The sequence below is a fragment of the Campylobacter concisus genome (assembly GCF_902460845.1).
Classification (GTDB): domain Bacteria; phylum Campylobacterota; class Campylobacteria; order Campylobacterales; family Campylobacteraceae; genus Campylobacter_A; species Campylobacter_A concisus_X.
The window spans coordinates 144,918-160,329 of sequence record NZ_CABPVS010000005.1 but is presented as its reverse complement, the minus strand read 5'-3'; the positions used below and the strand labels follow the sequence as shown (position 1 = coordinate 160,329).

17 protein-coding genes and 1 tRNA gene are annotated in these 15,412 nt (G+C 38.2%); 8 read left to right on the top strand and 10 right to left on the bottom strand.

Annotated elements, in window-relative coordinates; all coding sequences use genetic code 11:
* Window positions 1-182: 182 nt before the first annotated feature.
* The 5 genes from era to F3H00_RS07745 are packed head-to-tail and all read right to left on the bottom strand — an operon-like array spanning window position 183 to window position 4,607.
* Window positions 183-1,052 (bottom strand): GTPase Era, encoded by an 870-nt coding sequence (gene era / locus F3H00_RS07765; protein WP_148798601.1) that lies wholly within the window; start codon window positions 1,050-1,052, stop codon window positions 183-185.
* Window positions 1,049-2,371 carry an ATP-dependent protease ATPase subunit HslU gene (gene hslU, locus F3H00_RS07760; RefSeq protein ID WP_103588234.1) on the bottom strand — a complete coding sequence of 441 codons (1,323 nt, stop codon included), beginning with the start codon at window positions 2,369-2,371 and terminating at the stop codon, window positions 1,049-1,051. The genes era and hslU overlap by 4 nt, the downstream gene beginning before the upstream one ends.
* A gap of 8 nt (window positions 2,372-2,379) precedes the next feature.
* The gene (gene hslV, locus F3H00_RS07755) at window positions 2,380-2,913 is read right to left on the bottom strand and encodes an ATP-dependent protease subunit HslV (protein WP_002940451.1); all 534 of its coding nucleotides are present in this window, start codon (window positions 2,911-2,913) and stop codon (window positions 2,380-2,382) included.
* A complete protein-coding gene (rplI, locus tag F3H00_RS07750; RefSeq protein WP_054196623.1) occupies window positions 2,914-3,360 on the bottom strand; it encodes a 50S ribosomal protein L9 in 447 nt (148 codons plus the stop codon).
* A gap of 23 nt (window positions 3,361-3,383) precedes the next feature.
* A complete protein-coding gene (locus tag F3H00_RS07745) occupies window positions 3,384-4,607 on the bottom strand; it encodes an argininosuccinate synthase (RefSeq protein ID WP_148798603.1) in 1,224 nt (407 codons plus the stop codon).
* A 200-nt stretch (window positions 4,608-4,807) separates the two neighbouring features.
* On the opposite strand from F3H00_RS07745, the gene F3H00_RS07740 reads away from it, so the two are divergent.
* The 6 genes from F3H00_RS07740 to F3H00_RS07715 are packed head-to-tail and all read left to right on the top strand — an operon-like array spanning window position 4,808 to window position 10,392.
* Window positions 4,808-6,919, top strand: coding sequence for a TonB-dependent receptor domain-containing protein (locus F3H00_RS07740; protein WP_148798605.1), 2,112 nt, complete (start codon window positions 4,808-4,810; stop codon window positions 6,917-6,919).
* Complete coding sequence (locus F3H00_RS07735) at window positions 6,913-7,740, top strand: alpha/beta hydrolase (protein ID WP_148798607.1); 828 nt, start codon at window positions 6,913-6,915, stop codon at window positions 7,738-7,740. The genes F3H00_RS07740 and F3H00_RS07735 overlap by 7 nt, the downstream gene beginning before the upstream one ends.
* A gap of 33 nt (window positions 7,741-7,773) precedes the next feature.
* A complete protein-coding gene (locus F3H00_RS07730; protein ID WP_002940508.1) occupies window positions 7,774-8,019 on the top strand; it encodes an RNA-binding S4 domain-containing protein in 246 nt (81 codons plus the stop codon).
* The gene (gene tsaE, locus F3H00_RS07725; protein ID WP_148798609.1) at window positions 8,019-8,417 is read left to right on the top strand and encodes a tRNA (adenosine(37)-N6)-threonylcarbamoyltransferase complex ATPase subunit type 1 TsaE; all 399 of its coding nucleotides are present in this window, start codon (window positions 8,019-8,021) and stop codon (window positions 8,415-8,417) included. Before F3H00_RS07730 ends, tsaE begins: the two co-directional genes overlap by 1 nt.
* Window positions 8,410-9,138, top strand: coding sequence for an LPS export ABC transporter ATP-binding protein (lptB, locus tag F3H00_RS07720; RefSeq protein ID WP_009293825.1), 729 nt, complete (start codon window positions 8,410-8,412; stop codon window positions 9,136-9,138). The genes tsaE and lptB overlap by 8 nt, the downstream gene beginning before the upstream one ends.
* A 3-nt stretch (window positions 9,139-9,141) precedes the next feature.
* Window positions 9,142-10,392: an RNA polymerase factor sigma-54 gene (locus tag F3H00_RS07715; protein WP_223155270.1), complete on the top strand. Its 1,251-nt coding sequence runs from the start codon at window positions 9,142-9,144 to the stop codon at window positions 10,390-10,392.
* Here the strand turns inward: F3H00_RS07715 and F3H00_RS07710 are convergent, their stop codons facing one another.
* From F3H00_RS07710 to F3H00_RS07700, 3 genes are read right to left on the bottom strand one after another with little or no spacing between them, the layout of a single operon-like run.
* A complete protein-coding gene (locus F3H00_RS07710) occupies window positions 10,393-11,136 on the bottom strand; it encodes a hypothetical protein (RefSeq protein ID WP_148798613.1) in 744 nt (247 codons plus the stop codon).
* A gap of 36 nt (window positions 11,137-11,172) precedes the next feature.
* The gene (locus tag F3H00_RS07705; RefSeq protein WP_148798615.1) at window positions 11,173-12,003 is read right to left on the bottom strand and encodes an adenylosuccinate lyase; all 831 of its coding nucleotides are present in this window, start codon (window positions 12,001-12,003) and stop codon (window positions 11,173-11,175) included.
* 50 nt (window positions 12,004-12,053) lie between these two features.
* On the bottom strand, window positions 12,054-12,239 hold the full coding sequence (locus tag F3H00_RS07700; protein ID WP_054196631.1) for a hypothetical protein: 186 nt from the start codon (window positions 12,237-12,239) through the stop codon (window positions 12,054-12,056).
* Between the two features lie 110 nt (window positions 12,240-12,349).
* Here F3H00_RS07700 and F3H00_RS07695 point away from each other — a divergent pair.
* A tRNA-Arg gene (locus tag F3H00_RS07695) sits at window positions 12,350-12,426 on the top strand.
* A 71-nt stretch (window positions 12,427-12,497) separates the two neighbouring features.
* On the top strand, window positions 12,498-13,232 hold the full coding sequence (locus tag F3H00_RS07690) for an imidazole glycerol phosphate synthase (RefSeq protein WP_084041322.1): 735 nt from the start codon (window positions 12,498-12,500) through the stop codon (window positions 13,230-13,232).
* On the opposite strand, the gene murG is transcribed toward F3H00_RS07690, so the two are convergent.
* Both murG and F3H00_RS07680 read right to left on the bottom strand, forming a co-directional pair.
* Window positions 13,224-14,246, bottom strand: coding sequence for an undecaprenyldiphospho-muramoylpentapeptide beta-N-acetylglucosaminyltransferase (gene murG, locus F3H00_RS07685; protein ID WP_148798617.1), 1,023 nt, complete (start codon window positions 14,244-14,246; stop codon window positions 13,224-13,226). The two genes, F3H00_RS07690 and murG, sit on opposite strands and share 9 nt — an antisense overlap.
* Window positions 14,243-15,403 (bottom strand): FtsW/RodA/SpoVE family cell cycle protein, encoded by a 1,161-nt coding sequence (locus tag F3H00_RS07680; RefSeq protein WP_021091312.1) that lies wholly within the window; start codon window positions 15,401-15,403, stop codon window positions 14,243-14,245. The genes murG and F3H00_RS07680 overlap by 4 nt, the downstream gene beginning before the upstream one ends.
* Window positions 15,404-15,412: the final 9 nt, after the last annotated feature.

The following is a 15,412-nucleotide window of genomic DNA, read 5'->3' as shown; positions in this document are numbered from 1 at the left end:
CTTTAGAATATTCTTTGACAGACTTAGCGTATCGACATTGCTATTAGTAAATCTAAAACCTTCATATTCATAAGGATCTAGCGTAACGATTGGATTATCGTTAATTTTTCTAAGCTTTAACATAAAAATTTACCTCATAATGCTCTAATTGGGCTGTATTTTAATATTTTTACAATAAAAAATCAATATCCAATTATTTTATTAAGGCTCTTTTCTTCTTTACTCCAGCCTTTCTTAACGACTACATCGAGTTTTAAAAAGACCTTTGATCCGGTTAAATTTTGTATTAACTTTCTTGCAAAAATTCCTATTCGTTTTATCGTTTCACCATTCTTACCGACGATCATACTTTTATGGATTTCACGCTCAGTGATGATGCTTGCAAAAATTTCAGTGATACCAGGTTTTTCTTTGACACTTTTTATGATAGCGTCACTAAGATAAGGTATCTCATCGCTTAAATTTTCATAGATCGCTTCAAGTATAAATTCTCTAAAAATTTCTTTTTCATTTGTCGGAGTGAGAAATTCTGGATCGTAAAAATACTCATGCTCTGGCAAAAGCTTGCAAATTTCATCAAGAAGCGGCTTTTTGTAGGTAGGCTGCTTGGTGCTAAAAGTAAGCAAAGCTGCAAATTTATCTTGAAATTTTTGATACTGGGTGATCTTTTCAAGCACCTTTGCATTTGAGCTCTCATCGACTTTTGTTAGCACTAAGATGTGTGGTTTTTCAGGATTTAGAGTTAGAAATTTCTCATAGTCACTTGTATCATCATGGATAGGCGCTAAAAATACGATTAGATCGCAGTCTCCCATCGATTTTATTGCTTGGCTAATTAGTAGTTGATTTATCGCCTTGTTGCTCTCGTGAAGTCCTGGCGTGTCGGTGAAGATGATCTGATCTTCACCGTTCATTACGATGCCATTTATCTTTCTGCGAGTTGCGTTTTGCTTGTGCGAGACAATGGCGATTTTTTCGTTTAATAAGGCATTTAAAAACGAGCTTTTGCCAGCATTTGTGCGTCCTATGATGCTAACAAAGCCTGATTTCAAAGTATATACCTCGCTAGGTCTTGATCCTCAACCACGTCTTTTAGGCGCTCTTTTACGAGCTCTTTTGTCACGTTTATCTTTTCGCCACTCTTTTCGCTAGCCTCAAAGCTAATATCTTCTATCACGCGCTCGATCACCGTATGAAGGCGTCTAGCACCGATGTCTTCCATCTTTTCATTTGCGGCGTGGGCGATCCTGGCTATCTCTTTTATTGCTTCATCGTCAAATTCTAGCTCGACATTTTCGGTTGAAAGTAGGGCGATATATTGTTTTAAAAGCGAATTTTTTGGCTGAGTTAAAATTTGATAAAGCGCATCCTCATCAAGGCTATCAAGCTCTACTCTTAGTGGAAAACGGCCTTGAAGCTCAGGGATTAGATCGCTTGGCTTGCTTATATGAAAGGCGCCAGCTGCGATAAATAAAATATGATCTGTCTTTAAATTTCCAAATTTAGTATTTACATTTGAACCCTCAACAATAGGCAATAAGTCTCTTTGTACGCCTTCTTTACTAGGATCTTGTCTATTTGAGCTACCTGAGCCAACGGCTACTTTGTCGATCTCGTCTATAAAGATGATACCTTCGTTTTCAGCTCTTCTTAAAGCCTCAGTTTTTATGCTCTCAAGGTCTAAAATTTTATCATTTGCTTCGCTTTGAAGGGCTTTTTTGGCATCTTTTACCTTCATCTCTTTTTTGATATTTTTACCGCCGATGCCAATTATCTTTATAAAGCTCTCTTGCATCTGCGCCATATCAGGTGGTACGTTTGAGCCAGCTTCAAGCGGATTTTGCTGTACCTCGATCTCGATGCTTAGCTCGTCAAGCTCGCCATTTCTTAGCCTATTTAGCATTTTTTCATAGCTCTTTGCGTACTCTGCTTGCTTCTCTTCACTTGCACCTTTTGGAAGTGGCGGAAGTAGTTTTGAGACGATCTTTTCTTCGATGTAGGCGTTGATTTTGTCTTGGTTTTTCTCGCTTTGCTCATTTTTTACGAGATTATATGAGGCCATAGCAAGGTCTCTTACCATGCTCTCAACATCGCGACCAACAAAGCCAACCTCAGTATATTTGCTAGCCTCGACCTTGATAAATGGTAGTCCCATCATCTTTGAAAGACGCCTTGCGATCTCAGTTTTACCTACGCCAGTTGAGCCGATCATCAAGATATTTTTTGGCATGATGTCATCTTGCAAGCTCTTTTCAAGCTTCATACGGCGATATCTGTTGCGAAGTGCGATCGCTATGATCTTCTTGGCGTCCTTTTGACCGATCACATAGTCATCTAAAAATTTAACAATTTCTCTTGGTGTTAAGTTCATTTTTTCTCTTATTCTAAAACATAAGTTTTGATGTTTGTATTTGTATAGATGCAAATTTCGCCGGCGATCTTGAGGCTCTCTTTGACTAGCTCCTCTTCGTCGATATCAGCAAATTTATCTAAAGCACGAGCCGCTGAAAGTGCGTAATTTCCGCCGCTTCCGATAGCTGCTATCTTGCCATCTTCTGGCTCAACAACATCACCAGTGCCACTAAGTAAGAAAATTTTATCCCTATCAAGCACAAGCATCATCGCTTCAAGCTTTCTTAGATACTTGTCTTTGCGCCACTCTTTGCTAAATTCTATAACCGCCTTTAGCAAATCGCCCTTTGTATGCTCTAAATTTTTCTCAAACATATCAAAAAGGTTAAACGCATCAGCAGTACTGCCGGCAAAGCCAGCTAGGACTTTGCCGTTGTGAATTTTGCGGATTTTTACGGCATTGCCTTTTAAGACGGTGTTGCCAAAGCTAACCTGCCCGTCGCCGCCGATAACCGCTTTATTTTTGCCTTTGTAGGCTAAGATGGTTGTCGCATGAAACATCTACTCTCCTTGCACATCAACCTTCAAGCTCGCATTTATCGAGTGTCCAAGCTTTACATGAACGTCATAAAGGCCGACTGCTTTTAGGTGAGTGTCCATGTCGATCGCTTTTTTCTCGACAACTAAATGATGCGTTTTTTCAAGCTCTGCTGCGATCTCTTCTTTTGAAACTGAGCCAAAAAGTGAGCCATTTGCGCCAAGAGTTTTCTTGATGACAACTGTCACTTTTTCAAGCTCTTCTTTAAGCTTTTCTAAATTTGCAATCTCATATTTTAGCTCTTCAGCCTTTCTTTTTTGAGCTGCTTCATATTGGCGAAGGACGTCTGGAGTAGCTGCTTTTGCAAAGCCCTTGCCGATTAAGAAGTTATTGCCATAGCCGTCTTTTACCTCTTTTATCTCGCCAGCTTTACCAAGTGCTTTTACATCTTTTATTAATAATACTTTCATTTTTTTCCTTTTAAATTTTATTTTTAGTCAAATTTTCGCCCATTTTTACGTGCGATGATGAAGCGAAGTGCATTTAGTTTGATAAATCCAGCCGCATCTTTTTGGTCATAAACGCTATCCTCTTCAAACGTGCAGTATGCCTCGCTAAATAGATTGTCATTTTTGCTGTTTCTGCCAAGGATGATCACATTGCCTTTATAAAGCTCAACTTTTACAGAGCCATTTACATGCTCTTGGCTCTTGTCGATGAGCGCTTGGAGCATATTTCGCTCAGGTGACCACCAGTAGCCGTTGTAAATTAACTCGGCGTATTTTGGCATGATCTCATCTTTTAAGTGAGCTGCGCCGCGGTCAAGCGTGATGCTCTCGATCGCTCTATGAGCTTTTAGCATTATCGTGCCACCAGGAGTTTCGTAGCATCCGCGACTCTTCATACCAACTGAGCGGTTCTCTACGATGTCAAGTCTGCCGATACCGTGTTTTGCACCAAGGCGGTTTAGCTCGGTTAAAATTTCAGCTGGGCACATTTTTTTGCCGTTTATGCTCACTGGATCACCTTTTTCATAGCCGATCTCAATGATCTCGCTCTTATCTGGAGCATCTTTTGGGCTTACTGTCCATCTCCACATATCATCTTCTGGTGCATGACTTGGGTCTTCAAGTACTAGACCTTCATAGCTTATGTGAAGTAAATTTGCGTCCATTGAATATGGGCTCTTGCCTAGTTTTTTGGTGATATCTATGCCATTTTTTTCAGCGTATGCCAAAAGTTTTTCGCGACTATTTAGATCCCACTCGCGCCATGGAGCGATGATAGTTAGGTTGTCGCCGAGCGCGTAGTATCCAAGCTCAAAGCGAACTTGGTCGTTGCCTTTACCTGTTGCTCCGTGGCTCACGCCATCAGCGCCAACAAGTCTTGCGATCTCGCTTTGGCGTTTTGCTATTAGTGGGCGCGCTATCGATGTGCCAAGCAGATACTCACCCTCGTAGACTGCATTTGCTCTAAACATTGGAAATACATAATCACGTACAAATTCTTCTCTTAAATCTTCAATAAAAATGTTTTCAGGTTTTACACCAAGTGCTAGGGCTTTTTTGCGTGCAGGCTCTAGCTCTTCGCCTTGTCCGATGTCAGCCGTAAATGTGACTACTTCGCAGTTGTATTCATCTTGAAGCCATTTTAAAATAATGCTTGTATCAAGTCCGCCTGAGTATGCTAAAACAACTTTTTTTACATCTTTTTTCATAGTTGTCCTTTTGTTGAAATGGTCGTATTTTAGCCTAAATTGATTAATCTTTAATAAATTAATTTAATGAATAATTTAAGATTTTACTAGAAATTTTTACAAAAAAAGGTTATTGTTTAAAATTATGATAATTAATATTGTTTTAAAAGATACTTTGTTAAATTTCAAACTTTTTCAAATTAAATTTTAAAAGGATAGTCATGAGAAAAACAAAATTTATTGCTATCTGCCTTAGTGTTTGTGTGGCAAATTCTCTCTTTGCAGCAGAGCATAAAGACAATAACGAAACAAGGCTTGATGGCGTTGTAGTAAGTGCAAGTGGCTTTTCGCAGGAGATTAAAGAAGCTCCTGCAAGTATCAGCGTAATAAAAGGCGATGAGCTTACAAAAGATAGCTTTACTTCGCTCCACTCTATCGCTCAAAAGGTGCCAGGCGTAAATGTTATTGGCGGTGAGGATGGTCCAGCTAGCGGTATCTCGATACGCGGTATGGAAAGCTCTCAAACGCTAGTTTTAATTGATGGCAAAAGAGTAAATTCAAGCAGTGCAAACCCAAAGGGCGGAGCAGGGGATATGAACTCAAATTTCATCCCACCAGCTGAAGCGATCGAGCGTATAGAGGTTATCCGTGGCCCTATGAGCTCGCTTTATGGTAGCGATGCAGTTGGAGGTGTGATAAATATCATCACTAAAAAGGATTTTTCAAAATTTAGCGGCAATGTCGGTATCTCAACCACGATAAACACGCACAAAGGTATAGGCGATGGTAGACAGGGGGACTTTTATCTAAATTTGCCACTTTATAAAGACCTTTTAGCACTTCAGCTTTGGGGATACAAAAAACTAAGAGATGAGGATAGTTACGTTGGTGGCTACCAAAAAAGCGATAAGAGAAATTTAAGTGCGAAACTTTGGATCACTCCAGATGAACACAATAAATTCTTCATCCTTGGCTCAAACGAAAAACACGACTACTCACGCTCCAAGGGCAAAACAGCCGATCCAGATCCAAGAAGGGACGTCTTAAACGCTTACGACTACGAGAAAAAGAGCTATGGTGTGGGCTATCTTGGCGAATTTGATAGTCTAAATGCCGATCTGAGCTACATCTATGATGAGACGCAAAGAAGTAGTCTTTTTGACAAATTTATACCAGCAAAAGCTAAAAATCACAATTTTAACTCCAAATTTATAACATTTTTTGGCGCACACACTCTAACTTTTGGCTATGACTTTAGCAAGCAAAATGTCGGCACGACCTTCATCATCTCAAACGCTTCAAAAAATGGCTTAAAAGACCCAAAGACCTACTCGATGAGCGAGCATGCGGGATTTATCGAAGATGAGTGGCAAATTTTAGATGAGAAGCTATTTTTAACGCTTGGATCAAGACTCACGCACAACGAATTTTTTGGCAACCACATCTCGCCAAGAGCCTATCTAGTCTATAACGCCACAGATACGCTAAGCCTAAAAGGCGGCGTAGCAACTGGCTATAAAACACCAGATGTCAATCAAATTTCGCCTGAAGTAGGCACTATCCAACGTGGCTGGACGATAGTCAATTTTGGCAATAAAGACCTAAAACCAGAAAAGAGCACGACTTATGAAGTTGGGGCGTATTATGACAATCAGGCTGATTTTAGAGGCTCGGTAACGCTTTTTAGAAATGAATTTAAAGATAAGATCCTAGACACAGACGGCAGTAATGTCAATAAAATTCCAGCCTTTGGCGCTTGCCCAGCAGGTGTGCGGATCCAAAGTGAGGGTTGTCCTGGCTGGGGAACTTACTTTAATATTGAAGGTGCGACCGTTTGGGGAGTGGAGCTAAGTGGCGACTATGACATCCTTTCAAATCTAAATTTAAGCTCAAACTACACCTATAATAAGTCAAAGATAAAAACTGGCAACCCAACGATAAACACGCCAAGAGGCGCTATGAAATTTAGTGAGACAAATCTTGCTAGACTTGACGCAAAAAGCCTTACCGCAACGCCAGAGCACGCACTTCACGCCACGCTTACATATAAGCCTATAAAGAGCGTTAAGACATTTTTTGGTGCAAACTACGAGAGCAAGCTAACAAGCGTACAATTTGGCCCTGGTAACAGAGTAAGAGAAAATGAGAAAAATTTACTTACATTTGATACAGGCGTCAGCTGGGATGCAAATAAACACCTAACACTTAGCCTAAACGCCTACAATATCTTTAATAAGGTAAGATACGAAGAGGCGCAAATAAATGATAAAGACTACTACTGGTATCCGCAAGAGGGTAGGAGATTTTGGTTTAAGGTCGCTGCAAAATGGTAAAAGCCTTTAAATTTTTGCTTTTTACGCTTGGTGTGACGCAAATTTTACAAGCAGCTCCGCAACAAACGCCTGAGCCACTTAGCCAAAAAGCCGCTAGTAAATTTGAAATTTCAACCTTTAAAATGAGCGCAAATGATGAAATTTATAAAATTTTCACAGCTAAGCTAAAGGGACAAAATGAGTTTAAAAACGTGCTTTTCTTGCTTGACGCAAATGCCCAGTTTAACGTGCTCTTAAATGAATTTGACGCCACGACTGCCCCGCTAATAATAGGCATAGGATATGACACAAATAAAAGCTACGAGATAGAAAAACGTACAAGAGACCTCACGCCAAAGGCAGAGGGCGAGGAGTTTAGCAAAGGTGGTGGCGCAGATGCGTTTTACTATTTTTTGACAAGAAATTTAGTGCCACTTATCGATCAGAAATTTAATGTGCAAGATCTCCCAAAAAGCCTTTATGGACACTCTTTTGGTGGTCTTTTTACACTCTATGCGTTGCTTAAAAATGAGGGTATTTTTCAAAATTTCTTTATCGCTTCACCATCTCTTTGGTGGGGTGAGTCTGAAATTTTAAAGCAAAATGTGAGCGAGGGTAAATTTAAAGAGAAACTAAAGGCTAAATTTGTTTTTCTCAGCGTTGGCGAGCTTGAAAAAAGAAAGGGCAAGACTGACAAAGCTGGCACTTTAAAGGCGAGTGATTTGGCTCAAATTTTAAAGCAAAGTGGGGTAAATTCTCACTTTGAGCTTTTTAAAAATGAAACCCATGGCAGCGTCATACCTCTAAATTTAAAAGAGCTTTTAAAATATCTAAAGGATTAAAAATTTAAGGCTATTTTTGTTAAAATCCGCCGCATGAGAGTAGACAAATTTTTAAACGTAGTAAATATCACCAAAAGGCGTGCCGTTAGCGAAGATATGTGTAAAAGCGGCGTTGTGAGCATAAACGGCGTGCAGGCAAAAGCGGCAAAAGATGTAAAGATCGGCGATGTTATTACCATCAAATTTCTAGCTCGTGAGGCAAGATATGAGGTGCTGGCGATCCCAACTACAAAAAGCATACCAAAAAGCGCTCAGAGCGAATACGTAAAAGAGCTTTGATGGTTTTTGAGCTTTTAGAAAATGAGCTTGACGAGCTTGTGCGGGTGCTGCCAAAAAGTGGCGTGGTGCTACTAAGTGGTGATCTAGCAAGTGGCAAAACGACGCTTGTAAAGGCGATCATCAAGGCTCATGACGTAGATGAGAGCGTGACGTCTCCGACATTTTCATTGATGCAAATTTATGGTAAAGATATCTATCACTACGACATTTATCAGATCGGTTTTGACGGGATGGCAAAAAACGGCCTTTTTGAAAATTTATTTGAAGAGGGGCTTCATCTAGTAGAGTGGGGCGATGAAAATTTAGAAAAAGCTCTAAAGAAAAATGGCGAGAGCTATACGTTAGTAAAAATTTCTCCTAGCAAAAATGGCAGAAAATACGAGGTTATAAGTGCATAAACTAGAAGTAAAAGATCTAAAAAAGACGATCAAAAAAAGTGAGATCATAAAAGGTATATCTTTAGAGGTAAATAGCGGCGAAGTCGTTGGGCTTCTTGGGCCAAATGGTGCTGGAAAGACGACCACTTTTTATATGATTTGCGGACTCATCTCGCCAACTAGCGGAGATGTTTTTTTAAATGACGAAAAGATCACAAATGTTCCGCTTCACAAAAGAGCACACCTTGGTATTGGCTATTTGCCGCAAGAATCAAGTATATTTAAAGAGCTAAGTGTAGAAGAAAATTTACTTCTTGGGGCTGAAATTTTAAATCAAAGCAAAGAAGAGATCTCTAAAAGAGTAAACGAGATGCTAAATATGCTAAATATCGAGCCTATCCGCCTAAGAAAGGGCGTTAGTCTAAGTGGCGGCGAGCGCAGACGCTGTGAGATCGCTAGAAGCCTCATCATAAAACCAAAATTTTTGCTACTTGATGAGCCATTTGCTGGTGTTGACCCGATCGCAGTTAGCGACATACAAAGTATCGTTAGAGACCTTAAAAAGCTAGGCATCGGCGTTTTGATAACTGACCACAACGTCCGTGAGACGCTAGCCATTTGTGACAGAGCCTACGTCATCAAAGATGGCTCGCTACTAGCAAGCGGCAGTGCGAGCGAAGTGGCAAACAACAAGCTCGTTAGAACGCACTATCTTGGCGAAGAATTTAAGCTACTTGAGTAGATGATGCTAAGGCAAAAGCAAACTTTAGCACCAAAGATCAAACTAAACCAAACGCTACGAAGCTGGCTTCCCATACTTCAAAGCGGACTTGATGAGCTAAAAGAGACGCTTGAGCCTTTTATAAAAGACAATCCATTTGCCACGATCGAACATAAAAATTTAGAAAAAAGTGAAAAAAAACGAAATTTTTTCGAGCAGGTTAGTAGAAATTCTGTTACTGAGAATATCGAGGCTTTAAGCATCTACAAAGAAAGCCTCTATGAAAAGCTAATTGGTCAAATCAATCCGCCACTTTTCCCCACGCAAAAGTCTCAAGATATCGCATATAAGATCATCGAGTGTTTGGACGATGAGGGCTATTTTTCTTATGATGATGAAATTTTTGCAGGCTTTAATGAGGGCGAAGTAGAGCGGGTTAGAGCGAGATTTGCCTACCTTGAGCCATGTGGCATTGGTGCAAAGGATGTCAAAGAGAATTTTTTGTTTCAGCTAAGCGAGGCAGAGGCGAGTGATGAGATCATCGAGTGCACAAGAAAGATCATCTTAAATTTTGAAAATATAGAAAAGCTTAGAAAGCTTAAATTTTATGACGACGCGCTAAAGATCATAAAGAAATTTAAAAATCCACCGGCGATTGAGTATCTTGAAGATAAAAAAGAAGCAGTACCTGACATCTTCGTGCTAAGCACAAGTAGCGGCATAAGTGTGCAGATAAATGACGATTACTATCCTGAAATTTTGGTTGATACCGAGGGGCTAGACGAGAAAGAGGCCTTTGTAAGCTCGCGCATAAAAGAGGCAAGCGAGCTCATAGATGCCCTTGAAATGAGAAAATCAACGCTTTATAAAATAGGGCTTATGATAGTTGAGTATCAGTATGACTACTTCTTGGGCGGCGATATAAAGCCTATGAAGCTAAAAGACCTGGCAGACGAGCTTGGACGCAATCCGTCAACCATCTCAAGGGCAATCGCAAATAAGTATCTAAGCTGTGCAAGGGGTACTATTGCACTTAAAAATTTCTTTTCAACTGGCTTTGACGAGGAGACTTCAAATGCTGCGATAAAGGAATTTTTACTAGAGCTTATTAATAATGAAGATCACAAAAAGCCACTTTCTGATCTAAAAATCCAAGAGCTAATCCAAGCCAAATTTAACATTCAAATCGTTCGCCGAACTATCACAAAATACCGCAAAATTCTAAACATCGGCAGCTCTAGCCAGCGAAAAAGAGTCTATCAAATAAACGGCTAACTACCACTCATTTACAGCAAAAAGTATGGCCTTGCGCATCTGTGTAAAAAGCTCGTTGCTAAGCTCTTCGTACTCTTTACCACGTTTTTTATATTGTGCCATGCCTGCTGCATCGTCGTTCCAAGAGCCCATACCACCAAAAACATCAGCCAAGCTTGCCGCAGCAAAAAGAGCTAAATTTTTATTTGGCATAAGCGGTGTATTAAATATCTTTTGATCATCATTGCTTGAAGATCTAAGTGATTTTAATGCCCTGCGAAAACACTCACCAAAATTCTTACACTCTATCTCATCTGCAAAGGCCGCTATCTTGGTAAGTATGGCCACAAAAGCCTCTGTGTTGTCGCTAAAATTTTCTAAATTAACATCTTTTTCAAGACCAAATTCTTTATATATTATATCCCAGCCTTTTTGATCTTTGTTGTATTTCCAGTAGGGTAAGAAGCAACTCATGTGCTCTTTAAAAATGCAAATGATCGATTTTGCGGTAGAGTTTGAAAAGCTAAGCAATAAACGTTCATCTGATGAGCCAGTTAAATTTGCAGCAAGTCTTACATCGCTTAATCCAAGTTTTAATGCGTGCTCAAACCACTCATTTACGCCATTTTCCATATGGCCTGAGAGAAAGTGAAAATTTATACTATTTTCGTAGCTAGTGCCATTATACAGGATAGGAAAATTTGACTTTATGGCCTGCTTTGCGGCAACAATAATGGCGCATATATTAAACATTTCACCATTCATTTTTGCTCTCTTTAAAGCTCCATGGCAAGCTGTACTCTAGCCAACCATCACAAAATTTTCTTGATTTTTAAAGTATGGTTTTAGGCTCTCATAAGCAGATTGAATATTTTTAAATTTCTTTGCGTATTCTTCTTGTATGAGAGGATTTTTGTTGGCGTGCCTATCTGGGTGATAGATATTTACGAGTGAAAGATAGCTTTGCCTGATAGTTTCAAAGTCATCATCTTTTTTGCAACCTAAAATCTCAAAATTTTCCTCAAGTAAATTTGCAAGCACAGAAAATCTGCTTACAAATTTAGATGAGCTTTTTATTTTTATGCCTTGTTTAAAGGCTTTGTAGTCTTTTTCATCATAGATAAAATTTACGCTAAATTTTGGATAGTTTCTTTTGTAGAGTAGTTTGTTTAATGCGTTTATGTCGTTGTCGTTTGAGATAGTGATGTTTAAAAAATCATCATTTTTGCTAAAAGTAACATTACTTTTTACCAGACTCTCGCTGATGTAGCTAGCAAAATCTCTGCAAAGTGCATCTTTTAGTTCAAATTTGACTTCATTTTTTACAAAATTTACATTTAGACTAATGACTGGAGTTAGGGTATTTTTTTGAACAAAGCCAAGCTTTATGGTTTTATAGTTTGCAAAACGAATATCGAGCTTATCATCGCTTTGCTTTTCATAAAGTTTTTTTATAAATTTTAAAAAGCACTTGCGTTGTGGGATCTCGCTCTCTTCATAAAACGAAATAACCTTATTTTTATTAGATAAAATTTTTGTAAAATTTCTGCTTATCATATCTCTAAGCTCACGAAACAAAGTGTCATTATCAGTTAAAATGCTTAGAGATTCTAATGTTTGCGTAACTTTCATTGCCTACTCCACATAAAATATTACATGTTTTAGCAATAAGCATTCCAAATTTATATTTTTCTTATATCTTGGCCTTTAATGTACTCTGCAAATTCGTTTTTTAGTTTATTTTCTTTATACGAGATCGCCTCTTCTTTTGTATGAGAAACGGCTTCTTTTTGAGTTTTTTTGATCTCACCTTGCTCTTTAGTAAGTTCTTTTTTTATCTCTTTTAAACTATCGAAAAAATCATTCATCTTTGCTCCTTTTGTTTTTATTGGATTTTACTAAAACAGTTATAAAATTAAAATGAATACAATTTTTCTTTAAGGAAAGTTTGGCTAATATCTCGACTTAACTTTCTTGTGCGCTCGTAGCTCAGCTGGATAGAGCATTTGATTGCGGTTCAAAAGGTCAGAGATTCGAATTCTCTCGGGCGCACCATCTTTTTAGTTCTTAATGACAAACTTCATAATTTTTATAGTAAAATAAGCAAAAAAATTAAAAGAGAAAAAATGGATTTTCAAAATATTCAAAAACAAATTTCGGTACTAAAAGAAAGTTTGACAGCATTAGAACAAAATAGTGAGCACGAGATCGGCTTGGCAGTTGGGGTTGTTGAGTTTAATAAAAATGCTGATGAACTTAAAAAAAAGCTTACAAATTTAAAAGGTGAAAGCGATTTTTTTAAAAGTGTCTTCAATACAGAGGACTATTATGAAAACATTAGTACTTATTTGGAGCAGATAAAGAGAAGCTTAAACTATAAAATTGAGAAAAACGGTGTGAGCTTTAAGGCAAATGAAAATTTACAAGAAAGCTATGTTGCCATTTTAAATATAATAGAAATTTTGGTAGCAGAGTATCAAATACAAAACAAAAATAAAGCGAAAAATCTCTTTTCTAGGACAACAGATACTACTCAAATAAAATCAATACTTGCAGAGCTAAATACTCTACAAGAGCGTATACATAATGTTTTGCATATTCATTCTAGGATAGTTTCAAATGTTATTTTGCAAAATTTTAAGATAATTTATACGTTCTTTTATAATTGTATTAAGGCTGCAAAGCAACGCAAAGATGAACTTTTACTGGTGGAGATCGCGGGTATAACTGATAAGATAATAACTATGATAAAACCGGTCTTTAGTGCAAAAATTTTAAACACAAATGAGCTTATTTATCACTACTTGATCTTTGAGCTAAAAGAACTAAAAGCTTGTGCGATAGGCGAGGAGCTAGTTTAAAATTTTATCAATTATCTCTTTTGCTCCATTTGGCAAAAGGATCTCTTTTAGAGCTTTACTGCTTTTGTTTAGATCAAAATTTTCTATCATTATTATAACTTCGTCTTTGTCTAAATTTTCTCTATTTTGCAAGCAAATTTCAGCAATGCCTTTATCTTTTAAAAATTTAGCGTTATAAAGCTGATGATTACCAGCAGCATAAGGAAATGGCACAAAGATAGATGGCAAAGCATTTGCGCAAAGCTCCCAAAGCGAGCTAGCTCCTGCTCTTGATATGGCAAGGTCAGCCTTGCTCATCTTATTTTCTATCTCTTTACTAAATTCAAAAATTTCTAAATTCGTTTCATTAAAGCCAAGTTCATCATATCTTTTTTTAAGTTCATCAAAGCCGTTTTTACCACATTGATGAATTATATTTATGCCTTTTTCTTTAAGATATGGAGCTAAATTTATAGCTAGTTCATTTATCGCTTTTGCGCCTTGCGAGCCGCCCAAAAACAAAATAGTCTTTAGCTCTTCTCTCATTCTTGCACTATCGAAAAATTTCTTTGCCACAGGGTAAGGGTAGGGCGAAGCTTCATCATAAGAGCTAAAAAAGCCTTTCGCGTAGGGCTTTAAAATTTTATTTAGTTTGCCCATTACAGCATTTTGTTCGTGGATAAAAAGCGGCACTTTTGAGATAATGGCTGCAATGGCTGCTGGAGCTGCTGAATAGCCACCAACGCTAATGACTGCCTTAACGTCATTTTGCTTAAAAATTTTTCTACATTTTAAAGCAAGATTTACGATATTTGTTAGTGATTTTAGTTTAGCAAAGCCTCTTTTATTTACAACGCCACTACTTGGTAAGAAAAATTTTTGTAAAAAATTCTCGTCATTTTCAAACCAAAATTTATCTTGCCCACTAGTTGAGCCGATAAATATAGGCTTGATATCTCGTCTATTTAGCTCTTCGCAAAAGCTTCTTGCGATCGCTAAATGCCCACCAGTGCCTCCACCACAAATAACAATCATAATTTTGCCCTTTTACTAACCATCAAAACCATACCGATACCGATACAAATCGCAAGCACGGAGCTACCGCCGTAACTAAGAAATGGCACAGCAATACCCTTAATAGGCGTGATCGATGTGATGCCATAGCTATTCATTAAAAATGAAAACGATAAGATAAGCCCGACACCAAGCGTAAATAGATGATAGACCTTATTTTCGCTTCTAGCTGAAATTCTAAAAATTCTATAAAGTAGCGTTATAAATATAGCTACGATACACAAAATACCAAATACACCAACCTCTTCAGCGATACCAGCTAGTACAAAGTCAGTATGAACCTCGCTTAAAAAGCCAAGCTTAAATATACCAGCGCCAAGCCCTTCTCCGAAAAATTCGCCATGCTTTATAGCGTTTAACGAGTGAGAAATTTGATATGGCTCTGGTGCATCAGCCACTCTTAATACATCTGCAACGCTATCAGGCAAGAAAGAAAGTACCATATTTTGTATCGTGCCCCACCATGACTTTATACGTAAAATTCTATGCTCAGAGCTGATTATCGCTACTGTCATAACAAAAGCAGCTCCTAAGATACCGATGCTAAAAAGTCTCGCGCTTGCTCCTGCAAAAAGTGCCATCGTCACAAATGTAAGCGCCAGCACGACCACTTGACCAAGGTCATTTTGCATAACAGCAATAAGAAAGATAGCAACACCAAAAAGAATGATATAAGGCATGAGTATCTTAATCTCATCTAGCAAGGTTCTTTTGCCTTCACTAAATTTTCTAGTAAAACTCCAAGCCAAGAAGTAGACAAAACCGATTTTAAAAAACTCGACTGGAGCTAGCGAAAAGCCAGGTAGCCTAATCCAACGTCTAGCACCACCAGCGTCAGTTACCATTGAAGCTGGCAATGCATGCATTAGCCCCATGGCGATACCGCAAGATATAAGAAGGCCAAACCCTATCCAAACAAGCGTCTTTTCAGGATTGAGCCTAGAGAGCCACCACATAATGAAAATTCCGATACAACCAACAATAAACTGGCGGATGAAAAAGTGAAACTCGTCATAATTAAAAAATAAAACCGTAAAAACTGGCAAAGATAGTGAAAAAATAATGCTTATAGCGATCAAAGTCGAACAAAGATAGAAAATGATCTTATCAACTGCCAAAATTTAACT